Genomic DNA, 11,740 nt, shown 5'->3' with positions numbered 1-11,740 from the left:
CTATTCTCTGAAAGACTGCATGATAATCTTTGTTTTTTTACCAAGATAGGCGAATACCTATAGGCAATGTCATATTGAATGGCTTTGTTGTCCTAATTGTATTCAGCTTATTCTCATTGTTGAAGTAGTATCGTAAATTCGGTTCTGCATAGATTCCGATAGAGGGTGTTATATGATACTGGATGCCTATACCAAAATCCGCTGACCACTGTAAATGTGGATATAAGCTACTCTTCTTTTCAGATATAATTTGCCCATTTTCTGACGTGAATTCTTCTGAAGTTGCTTTTACAGGTATATCCAAAGTCATTCCAGCGGAAGTGTATAGAGAGAATCTTCGTTGTTTCCATATATTGAAAGAGCCTTTGATTGGGATTCCTATATAACTGATTTTCTGTATTTTCTCTAAATAAGAATCGCTGATGGTCGTGAAGTCAGAACGTAGGTATGTATATTGTACTCCGGTTTCTATACCCCAGTTCTCATTTATGTTTTTACGCAACGAAAGTGATAGTGTAACAGGGATGTGATGATATGATTTCTCCACTACTTCTTTGGGGGATTCGGATGAAATATCACCGGGGATTCTTGATTTGTGAGAGTTGACTTGTTTTTCTCCTCCTGAATAAGAAACAGCCAACGACCAGTTTTTTTTATTGTTGGAAAGTTGCTTTGAAGTATAGGTGTTGTAAAATTCTTTCCGCTTTTTTGTATCTTGATTCTCTATGATCTGATGATTAGACAATTGAATGCTGTCGTTTCCTTCTGGAACGCTGCCTTGTAAAATAACCTCTTGTTTGGATATCTTTCTTATAGATTGTAAATCTGTATACCGAGGAGTAGTGGGGACATGATTTAAAATAGTTTTTATAGAATCTTTTGATAATATGCTTTTAGCATTTTGTTTTTTCTCTTTCTGTGTAGTCACAATGTTTTGTTCTGTAGTAATAGCTTTCTTAGATGTATATAGCCATATTTGTATAAAAATGATAGATGACAATATAAATAATCCAATCATAATACGGTGTTGGGAGATGAGTCTCCGTAATATATCTTTCGCTCTTGATAATTGCGATGAGGAAGAATGAGGAGCTATATTTAATAATGAACCAATTTCTTTGTGAGACAATCCTTCTAATACAGCCAATTTGAAAACTTTGTTATAGCCTTCAGGGAGCGATTCTATCATTCTGATCATTGTCTTGTAAGCTGGAAAATCATTAGAGGGAAAAGTGTCAATGGGGACTTCATCTTCACTCATTTCTTCTAAAGAGATTGTGGACTTTGAACTGCACTGTTTCAAATATCTTAAAGATATGTTTTTCATAATGGTTCCCATCCAATATTCTAATTTATCAGGAGAATGTAGGGTGTCTATAGAGGTGAAGATGATAATGAAGCCATCATGTAGGAGGTCTTGTGCTATTTGTCTGTCAGAAACATAATGAAAGCATATTCTTGTCATTTTATCGGCATAGGTTTGGTAGAGCCAGCTTAGAGCTGACTTATCTCCTTTTTTACATAACTCTATAAGTTCCTTTTGGTTCATGTGTTTTTATGTTCTATACGACAGTCTATTTTAGATATGATATATAGAACTCCCAAAGACTGCATATCTTTTGTGATTTTAACATTTCTATTCTTTGTCTTTTGTGTAAGGGGAAGCTGAAGCCTATCAAAATGTAGTCAGTTTAAGAATCATTAATGGATTGGTTGTTTGTGTGTTAGGCTTGTTATTTATATCAAGAAGTAAAAGGCGTAATTGGGATAAAGGAAGTAAAGTGCAAGGCTTTGAACACTCCTCCTAAAGGTAGAGGGTACAAATGCCTTGCATATGTGGGGCGAGATAAGATATAAAGAATCAAAGAAAATGAATTGTTCCTATCCTAGTTTTTCTTTCAGAAACTGCCCTGTATAGCTTGCTCCGCAGGCGGCAACTTCTTCCGGAGTACCCACTGCTACGATATTTCCACCTTTATCTCCACCTTCCGGTCCGAGGTCGATTACATAATCAGCACATTTGATGACGTCCATGTTATGCTCGATGATAACGATGCTGTGTCCCCGGCGAATCAACGCGTCGAAAGCATCCAGAAGTTTGCGGATATCATGGAAGTGCAATCCTGTAGTCGGCTCGTCAAAGATAAACATCGTCGGGTCGGCTTTCTCCTGACTTAAATAAAATGCGAGTTTGACACGTTGGTTCTCACCACCGGAAAGGGTAGAAGAAGCCTGTCCTAATTTGATATATCCCAGTCCTACGTCCTGCAAAGGAAGCAACTTTTTCACAATTTTCTTCTGTCCATGTTCGTTGAAGAACTCAATCGCTTGGTTGACGGTCATCTCCAATACATCGTAGATGCTTTTATCGTTGAATTTCACTTCCAGCGTGTCGGATTTGAAGCGTTTTCCGTGACAAGATTCACACTCCAATACCAAATCTGCCATAAACTGCATTTCTACAGTGATGGTTCCTTCTCCTTTACACTCTTCGCAACGTCCGCCTTCACTATTGAAACTGAAGAATCCGGGGGTATATCCCATTTGCTTCGCCAAAGGCTGTTCGGACCATAGTTTGCGGATTTCGTCGTAAGCCTTGATGTAAGTCACCGGATTTGAGCGCGATGATTTGCCAATCGGGTTCTGATCTACAAATTCTACATTCCGCAGGTCACGCAAACTTCCTCCGATTGAAGAGAATTCTCCCGGTCGGTCGCTACATTCGTCTAATTCACGCTTCAATGCCCGGAAGAAAATATCTCTCACCAATGTACTTTTTCCGGAACCGGAAACACCCGTAACAACTGTCATTACATTGAGCGGGATACGTACGTTTACTCCTTTCAGATTATTCTCACGTGCACCTTTCAGTTCGATATAGTTATTCCACGGCCGGCGATGCTCCGGAACGGGTATTTCATCTTCTCCTAAAAGATAACGTACCGTATAACTATTGCTTCCCTTCTTCAAATCCTTCAGATCGCCTTGGTAAACGACTTCTCCGCCCAGGCGTCCGGCATTGGGACCTATGTCGATAATGTAATCCGCCGCACGGATAATCTCTTCATCGTGCTCTACCACCACTACCGTATTTCCTAATTGTTGCAGTTGACGCAACACATGGAGCAGGCGGTCTGTATCACGGCTATGCAGTCCGATACTTGGCTCATCGAGAATATAAAGACTACCCACAAGGCTACTTCCCAATGAAGTTGCCAGATTGATACGCTGGCTTTCTCCACCCGATAAGGAATTACTAAGCCGGTTCAAAGTCAGATAGCCCAAACCTACATCGATTAAAAAGCGAATCCGGCTGTTTATTTCAATCAGAATACGTCGGGACACATTGCTGTCGTGCTCATCCAGTTCCAGATGATCGAAGAATTGCTTCAGTTCTGTGATAGGCAAATCCACCAGTTCGGAAATATTCTTTCCGCCCACCCGTACATATCCGGCTTCCGGTTTCAGGCGGGTGCCGTGGCATTTCGGGCAAAGCGTCTTCCCCCGGTAACGTGCCAGCATTACCCGATATTGTATCTTATATTGATTCTCTTCCAGCATCTTGAAGAAATCATTGATGCCGTGGAAGTATTGGTTGCCTTCCCAAAGTAACCGGCGCTGTGCATCCGTCAACTCATAATAAGGAGTGAAAATAGGAAAATCGAATTTATCCGCATTGTGGATCAGTTCTTCTTTCCATTCACCCATCTTTTCTCCACGCCAGCATACGATGGCTCCTTCATATACCGATAATGAACGATCCGGAACGACTAAGTGCTCGTCAATGCCGATAACTTTGCCGAATCCTTCGCACACCGGACAAGCGCCAATAGGCGAGTTGAATGAAAACATCTGGTCGTTCGGTTCTTCAAAGATGATGCCGTCCGCTTCGAATTTAGTGCTGAAAGTATGTAGTTTTGTGGTGCCATCCGATAGGAAAAAGCGCAGCATACAGGTTCCGTCGCCTTCGTACATGGCTGTTTCGGCAGAATCAGTCAGTCGGCTGATGGCGTCCTTGCTGGTGGCAACCGCCATACGGTCAACCAGCAGATAGACTTCATCACCTGCCACAGGTGTATATTCATCGATTCGTTTCATTTCACCGTTCACTTCGATACGGTTGAATCCTTGTTTCAGGTCTATCTCCAGTTGCTGTTGCAATGTGCGGTCTTCACGCAGGCGGATAGGCGTCAGTACCGTATATCTTGTGCCTTCCGGATAGGAAAGCATACAGTTGACGATGTCTTCTGTGGAGTGCTTCTTCACTTCCTGCCCGCTGATGGGACTATACGTTTTCCCCACCCGTGAATATAACAGGCGTAGATATTCGTAAATTTCAGTCGAGGTGCCCACAGTGGAACGGGGATTACGGCTGTTTACTTTTTGTTCGATGGCAATGGCGGGAGGAATCCCTTTGATAAAGTCACATTCCGGTTTGCTCATTCTCCCCAAGAACTGACGCGCGTAGCTGCTTAAACTTTCTACGTAGCGGCGTTGTCCTTCTGCATAAAGGGTATCAAAAGCAAGTGATGATTTTCCCGAACCCGACAATCCGGTGATAACAACAAGTTTGTTGCGGGGAATATCTACATCGATGTTTTTTAGGTTGTTGACTCGTGCGCCTTTGATCGAAATATAGTTGTTTTCTGACATAAAATACTCCTTTTTTATGGTAGTCGGCAAAGTTAGCGAATTTATCGGGAGTTTGTATTATCTTTGCGTCACATTATTACGATTTAAGAATATTATGAAGCTGAAAAACTATCTTTTACTTTTAGCCCTTCTTCTGGTGGCAGGAGTGAGGGCGCAGGTGCCGTCAGGCAATAAATATCCTAAACGTGAATTCCGTGGAGCATGGATACAGGCTGTCAACGGCCAGTTTCGTGGTATTCCCACAGAGCGATTGAAGCAAACATTGATTAGCCAGTTGAATTCTCTTCAGGAAGCCGGTATTAATGCGATCATTTTTCAGGTGCGCCCTGAAGCGGATGCATTATACGCTTCCCAATATGAACCGTGGAGCCGTTTCCTGACAGGAACACAAGGACAGATGCCTTCTCCTATGTGGGATCCGATGCAGTTTATGATTGAAGAATGTCAGAAACGGAATATGGAGTTTCATGCCTGGATCAATCCTTATCGTGTGAAGACTTCATTAAAAAACAAGTTGGCGCCGGAGCATATTTATCACCAGCATCCGGAATGGTTTGTTACTTATGGCGATCAGCTATACTTCGACCCGGCACTTCCTGAAAGTCGGGAGTACATCTGTAAAATTGTGACTGATATCGTGTCTCGTTATGATGTGGACGCTATCCATATGGATGACTATTTCTATCCTTATCCGGTTAATGGATTGGATTTCCCGGATAATGCGAGCTTTGCCCGTTATGGTGGAGGTTTCACGAATAAGGCAGATTGGCGTCGTAGTAATGTGAATGTGTTGATAAAGAAGCTTCACGAAACGATTCGTGGCATCAAGCCTTGGGTGAAGTTCGGTATCAGTCCGTTTGGTATCTATCGTAACCAGAAGAGTGACCCGTTGGGAAGCAATACCAATGGCTTGCAAAACTATGATGATCTTTATGCCGATGTACTGCTTTGGGCACGTGAAGGATGGATTGATTATAATATTCCGCAGGTTTATTGGGAAATTGGTCATAAAGCGGCTGACTATGAGACATTGGTGAAATGGTGGGCTACTCATTCGGAAAACCGGCCGTTGTTTATCGGTCAATCTGTGCCGAAGACTGTTCAGTTTGCCGATCCGCAGAATCCTTCTATCAATCAGCTTCCCCGTAAGATGGCTTTGCAACGTGCTTATCAGACAATCGGAGGTAGTTGCCAATGGTATGCGGCAGCTGTTGTTGAGAATCAGGGTAGATATCGTGATGCTTTAATCAGTGAATATCATAAGTATCCGGCTTTGGTTCCAGTCTTTGATTTTATGGATGATAAAGCTCCGGACAAGGTGCGCAAAATGAAAAAGGTATGGACAGAAGACGGCTATATTCTGTTCTGGACTGCTCCGAAAGCCGATACGGAGATGGATAAGGCTGTTCGATATGTAGTCTATCGCTTTGGCAGCAAAGAGAAGGTGAATTTGGACGATCCTTCACATATTGTAGCTATCACTCGCAATCCGTTCTACAAACTTCCTTATGAAACAGGAAAAACAAAATACCGTTATGTAGTGACTGCTTTAGATCGTTTACATAATGAATCGAAATCCGTAAGTAAGAAGTTGAAACTGTAAAGGTATAGAATAAACAACGATAAAACGGTGAACACTCTGCAGCATGATAACGCAGTTTGTTCACCGTTTTTTGTTTACTGTTCAGCCGCTTGCTATTAATAGAGCAGCAATCCCGCAATGCCGCAAGCGATAATCATTAATATCGGATTGGCTTTATATTTTCTTGTTCCGATGAAAGCAATCAGGAAGATAATGATACTGATAACGAATGAGTAAGTATCTTCCGTAGGTGAACCGAAGTTTTCTACATTCATTAGTACCAACGCGGCGGAGGCGAGCAATCCGACTACTGCCGGGCGTAATCCGCTAAATATAGATTCTACTATCGGATGTTTCTGGTATTTCAGGAAGAATTTACTGATGGTCAACATCAAGATGAAAGAGGGAAGGACTACGGCAAAGGTAGCAATGATGGAACCCCATACGCTACCCGTAGAAGTAAATCCTACATAAGTAGCTGCGTTGATACCGATAGGGCCCGGTGTCATCTGGCTGATTGCGACAATATCCGTGAACTCCTGCGAACTCACCCATCCATAGCGGGTCACCACTTCGCCTTGAATCATGGAAAGCATGGCATAACCGCCACCGAAGCCGAAAAGCCCGATCTTGAAAAATGTATAGAATAACTGTAGGTAAATCATGTGATTAATAATTTATTATATAATAATTTCAGGCACGGATTACGCGGATTTCACGGCTTTTAGAATTATGAATCTGTAAAACAACAGCGTTAATCCGTGTAATCCGTGCCTTCTCAGCTCTCCATTCTCAACTTTCAACTTTTTTAATCTTTCCCCACAGGAAACCTCCTATACCGGCAGCAATAATAATCCAGATAGGGGAGAAGCCCAACAGCCAGATTAATAATGCCGAAACAACCGGAATCCACAGATTGTAGCGGTTGATTTTCGCAGATCGTCCCATGGTAAAGGTCGGTGCGGCAATGAGTGCTACCACTGCCGGTCGGATTCCCTTAAAGATGCGTTCCACTATCGGATTGTCTTTGAAACTATGAAAGAACAGGGCGATAGCTAATATAATAATGAAAGACGGCAAGATTGTTCCCAATGCCGTGATAATACTTCCCCGGATTCCACGCAGTTTATATCCTATAAAGATAGAAATATTGACTGCCAAAATTCCCGGAGCGGATTGGGAGATAGCCAGCAGATCGATAAAATCTTCCTGCGCAATCCATTTCCGTTTGGTGACAATTTCATTTTCAATCAGTGGCACCATTGCATACCCTCCTCCAATGGTAAAGGCGCCTATTTTAAAAAAGATTCCAAATGCTTCTAGATAAATGTTCATTCTTTCTTTTCTCCTCCTTCCTTACTAACTGCTTTTTTCTCTTTGCCATATTGACTGGGACTTACATTATAATGCTTTTTAAATACTTCGCGGAAGTACTTGGCATCACTGAATCCTGTCATTTCTGCAATTTCTGTTATGGTATGTGTGTCTTCTTTTAGTAATTGTACGGCACGTTTCAGACGAATCAGCCGGATATAATCTCCCGGCGCCTGATCGGTCAATGCCCTTAATTTATTATAGAAACTCGTGCGGCTCATTCCCATCAGGCTGCATAATACATCTACCGTGAGAGCCGGATTGTCAATGTTATCTTCCACGTTCTTTTTGACGTTTGCAATGAATTTCCAATCAATATCCTGTGAACAGTTGATGCAGTCTTCATCATGCTCCTCATCATCCAGATCCAGATTGGCGTATTTACTGCGCAAGAGTGCACGATTGGCCAGCAGATTGGAAACGTTTGCTTTCAATATACCGATGTTGAACGGTTTCACAACGTATTCATCCGCACCAATCTGAAGTCCCGAAAGAATATCTTTCTCATTATTCAAAGCTGTCAGCAGGATGACAGGGATGTGAGAAGTCTCGATATTATTCTTGATAGCCTGACATAATTCATCCCCTCGCATTTCCGGCATCATAATGTCTGAAATGACCAGTTCCGGTTTGTATTCGGGAATAATCGTCAGTGCTTCTTTTCCATTGGAGCATACCTGTACGACATATTCTTCTGACAATGTCTGTGACAGATAGTTACGCAACTCATCATTATCCTCTACAATCAAGATTCGACGATGGTTTATATTTTCTTTTTTCTGTGCGTTCTCGTAAATTTCAGGTGATGGAGGCGGAACGTTGTCGATAGCCTTTATTTCCTGACGCTGTTTGCTAGGAGTTGCCAAATGTGCTTTCCGGAAGCGCTTGCTGTCTTTAGGGAACGTTATTTTGATGACTGATCCCTGGTTTTCAATACTTGACAGATTAATCTTTCCTTTATGCAGGCGGACTAGTTTCCATACAAGCATCAGCCCGATGCCACTTCCTGTCACTTTGGAATTAATAGCATTACTGCCACGGAAATGAAGTTTGAACAATTTCTTTTGTTCGTTGGCCGGGATGCCGATTCCTGTGTCTCTGACTTCCACGCTCCATGAGTCAGATGTTTCTGAAACGAAAATCTGTACATTTCCATTTTCCGGAGTATATTTCAGTGCGTTCGAAATGATGTTCTTAAAGATAGATTCCATCTTTTCTTTATCAAACCATACATTCATATACCTGAAATTACTTTCATAAGTAAAGTTGATGTGCTTGATGTTGGCGTACTGCAGGAACGCATTGAATATTTCATTCATAAACGTGTTTAGCTCATGCTCTGAAATATATAATTCGGAAGAATATACGTCCGCTCTTTCAAAGTTGATAAGATTGGTGGTAAGACGTAGCAAGGCATTTACGTTTCGTAATGCCGTATTCATGTTGGAAATACCTTCTTTGCTCAACTCCTCTTTCTCGCGTAGTTCTTCCAAAGGTGCTTTGATAAGCGTCAATGGGGTACGGATATCATGTGCCGTATTGATAAAGAAGTGTATTTTCTCATCGGAGACTTTGCGCTGCTTTCTTAAAATCAGGATACGCAATAGAATGATGGCAATGAGACAAAGGAAAGCCGCATAAAGCAGCATAGCCCAAAATGTCAGCCAGAAAGGTTGTGCTATGACAATGTCCATGCTTCTTTCTTCAAGCATGATGCGTTTGTCTTCATTGGAGATGGCACGCACTCTTAGCGTATATTTGCCCGGCGCAAGATTGGTGTAACGAATCGTATTCTCGGTTCCGGGTTTGCTCCATTCGTCATAAAAACCTTCTAATCTCCAGGAATAAAGAACGTTGGAGGGGTAGTCATAATTGATGGAAGAAACCTGCAAAGAGAAAATATTCTGATTGTATTTCAACCTCAGTTCCTTTGTTTCATTGATGCTTGCTTTTAACGGAGAATCTTCATCACCCGGATAGATTGTCTGATAGAAAAGCTTGAAATCGCTGAAAATCATTTTAGAGGTATAGCTTCTGGGTAATTTCATGTCCTTGTCAAACTCTACGGCTCCGTCTGAACTGCCTAAAATGAATTTATTGTTTTTTCGCAGTGTGCCTGACAACGCATTGAAATGTGTAGTCATCAATCCCATGTCTTTGGTCCAGTTATGAAATTTCTTTTCTTCAGGATAGAAGCTTGTCAGTCCGCTTTCTGTACTCATTATAATGTCTTTGTCCGCATCCGATAATATAGTGTAGATATTATTGGATATTAAAGCACTGTTTTCAGAGTGGTAATGAGTGAACAGTTTTTTGTTGACATCGTAAATCAATAGTCCCGATCCGCTGGTACCTATATATAATAATCCGTTTTTTGCCTGATACAAAGAGTAGATATAGTTCGACTCTACCGGAAGTTTGATACGTTCAAATTTCCCGGATTCTTTATCTAAAAGGCACAGACCGGCCGCACTACCGATCCACATGCTTTTTTCATCTTTCTCAACGATGGCGGTAATGGAATTTAATCCATCATAAAACCGTATGTCCTGCGTTTTTAGATTGATGCGTTTGAGGTTATAGAAACCTCCGGACCAGATATAACCCTGCATATCTGTACGGATATCACGTATGTATTTATCCGGTCGCTTGTTACTATGAGTGTACAAGGGCGGCATGAAATAGCTGACGTTGAACGTCTTTTTATCTATCTGGTGAGCACCGGAAGAGTACCCGCCTGCCCAGATAATTCCGGGAGCTACTTCGCATACGGTAAGAAAGATATGGCTTTTATTACCTTGCGACTCTTCAAAAGTACTAAGCACCGAACGCCATTGGCCGGTTTTTGAATTGAGGAAACTGATGCCATTGTTTGTTGCGAACCATAAATCTCCGTCTCTGTCTTCGATAATGGCGTTCACCTGATCGTTGATTAAAGACTGTTTATTGCCGATGGAGTGTTTGATCCATTTGTAGCCGGTATAACGGTTGTTTTGTATGGTGATTCCGATGGGATAATTAGCCAGCCATACCCGTTCTTCATCATCTACAAAGATGTCATTGATGCTGTTACCATTCATACCATTGTTACTGTTATAATCAGCCACAATTTCGGGTACTATCTGATAAGTGTCCACATTTATTTTGTGTACTCCTCCACCGTCGGTTGCTATCAGTAATTCCTTATCATTTAATGGTCTGAATCGTGTGATACTGATATCTTTCAAATTCTGTTCCGGGCGTATGACAGATTTGGTATTCATATCGTAAATCATGATTCCCCGTAGAAAAGTGCCGATGAATAGTTTACGAATCTTTTTGTCGAAATATAGATCGATAACCTGGGCTTTCAGGCTCTCCAGCTTATCACAATTGATAAGTTCCAATGCGTTATTTTCCAGCTTGGCGTAATGAATACCCATCTCTGTGCCGATAAAGAAATGCGACTCGTCTATCTGTTCAATATCAGTGATTTCTTCACTGATATCGTTCTTTATATGGGTGACCTGTTGGGTTTCTGTGTTATAGAGAAAGATTGTATCCTTATTGCACAGCCAGATGTGTTTACTCTCGTCAAGCCAGGCATAAGTGACCGGATCCGGTTGCTCACTGAAGCTTTCCATCGGTAACTTATATACAAGATTGAAACAGTCGTGAATCTGGTCATACCGGAACACTTTTCCTTTCTTTCCGATTTCCCATAAAACTCCTTCCTGATCGATATAAAGCCAGTTCAGATTTAACAGAGAGTTTATTTCTACATCACCATCCATTAACTTATATCGTTTAAAATCTTTTCCGTTGTATCGATCAATACCTTCGTGTGTAAGGAACCACATGTAGCCGGTTTTATCTTTTTGAATGCAGTAAACCCGCCGGTTACTTAACCCATCCTCCACTCCAAGATATCGATACGTCTGCGCGACACAAGTTAGAGGAAACAATAAGATTAGAAAAAGCCATTTTTTCATACAAATAGGACTTTTAAGGGTTATTGAATCTTTAATGAGGGGGAAAGTTTGACAAAATTAAGAAGATTTTCCGATATTACAAAATTTTGAAGAAAGATAACAGCGTTCTCCAAATGAAAGAAAACAAGAAAACAGACTATTTTATAGGTATTTATACATA

The 11,740-nt window shown here is 41.5% G+C and carries 6 protein-coding genes; 1 reads left to right on the top strand and 5 read right to left on the bottom strand.

What is annotated here, in order from left to right; genetic code table 11:
• Nucleotides 1–37 precede the first annotated feature (37 nt).
• Both GD631_RS20310 and uvrA read right to left on the bottom strand, forming a co-directional pair.
• Complete coding sequence (locus GD631_RS20310) at nt 38–1,549, bottom strand: sigma-70 family RNA polymerase sigma factor (RefSeq protein ID WP_143259379.1); 1,512 nt, start codon at nt 1,547–1,549, stop codon at nt 38–40.
• A gap of 332 nt (nt 1,550–1,881) precedes the next feature.
• Nucleotides 1,882–4,653 carry an excinuclease ABC subunit UvrA gene (gene uvrA, locus GD631_RS20305; protein WP_143259380.1) on the bottom strand — a complete coding sequence of 924 codons (2,772 nt, stop codon included), beginning with the start codon at nt 4,651–4,653 and terminating at the stop codon, nt 1,882–1,884.
• A gap of 16 nt (nt 4,654–4,669) precedes the next feature.
• Here uvrA and GD631_RS20300 point away from each other — a divergent pair, with 16 nt between their 5' ends.
• Nucleotides 4,670–6,256 (top strand): glycoside hydrolase family 10-like protein, encoded by a 1,587-nt coding sequence (locus GD631_RS20300; protein ID WP_185911523.1) that lies wholly within the window; start codon nt 4,670–4,672, stop codon nt 6,254–6,256.
• A gap of 95 nt (nt 6,257–6,351) precedes the next feature.
• On the opposite strand, the gene GD631_RS20295 is transcribed toward GD631_RS20300, so the two are convergent.
• The 3 genes from GD631_RS20295 to GD631_RS20285 form a co-directional block, all read right to left on the bottom strand.
• On the bottom strand, nt 6,352–6,900 hold the full coding sequence (locus tag GD631_RS20295) for a chromate transporter (protein ID WP_143259381.1): 549 nt from the start codon (nt 6,898–6,900) through the stop codon (nt 6,352–6,354).
• A 127-nt stretch (nt 6,901–7,027) separates the two neighbouring features.
• A complete protein-coding gene (locus GD631_RS20290) occupies nt 7,028–7,570 on the bottom strand; it encodes a chromate transporter (RefSeq protein WP_143259382.1) in 543 nt (180 codons plus the stop codon).
• On the bottom strand, nt 7,567–11,580 hold the full coding sequence (locus GD631_RS20285; RefSeq protein ID WP_143259383.1) for a hybrid sensor histidine kinase/response regulator transcription factor: 4,014 nt from the start codon (nt 11,578–11,580) through the stop codon (nt 7,567–7,569). The genes GD631_RS20290 and GD631_RS20285 overlap by 4 nt, the downstream gene beginning before the upstream one ends.
• Between the last annotated feature and the right edge of the window lie 160 nt (nt 11,581–11,740).

This window comes from Bacteroides luhongzhouii (genome assembly GCF_009193295.2).
GTDB lineage: Bacteria > Bacteroidota > Bacteroidia > Bacteroidales > Bacteroidaceae > Bacteroides > Bacteroides luhongzhouii.
Note: the sequence above shows the minus strand (reverse complement) of the source record. Positions and strands in the feature narration are given on the sequence as shown.

Bases quoted from the DNA above. Each gene is read 5' to 3' on its own strand.
- GD631_RS20295 (WP_143259381.1), bottom strand. From the start codon at position 6,900: ATGATTTACCTACAGTTATTCTATACATTTTTCAAGATCGGGCTTTTC.
- GD631_RS20300 (WP_185911523.1), top strand. From the start codon at position 4,670: ATGGTAGTCGGCAAAGTTAGCGAATTTATCGGGAGTTTGTATTATCTT.
- uvrA (WP_143259380.1), bottom strand. From the start codon at position 4,653: ATGTCAGAAAACAACTATATTTCGATCAAAGGCGCACGAGTCAACAAC.
- GD631_RS20290 (WP_143259382.1), bottom strand. From the start codon at position 7,570: ATGAACATTTATCTAGAAGCATTTGGAATCTTTTTTAAAATAGGCGCC.
- GD631_RS20285 (WP_143259383.1), bottom strand. From the start codon at position 11,580: ATGAAAAAATGGCTTTTTCTAATCTTATTGTTTCCTCTAACTTGTGTC.
- GD631_RS20310 (WP_143259379.1), bottom strand. From the start codon at position 1,549: ATGAACCAAAAGGAACTTATAGAGTTATGTAAAAAAGGAGATAAGTCA.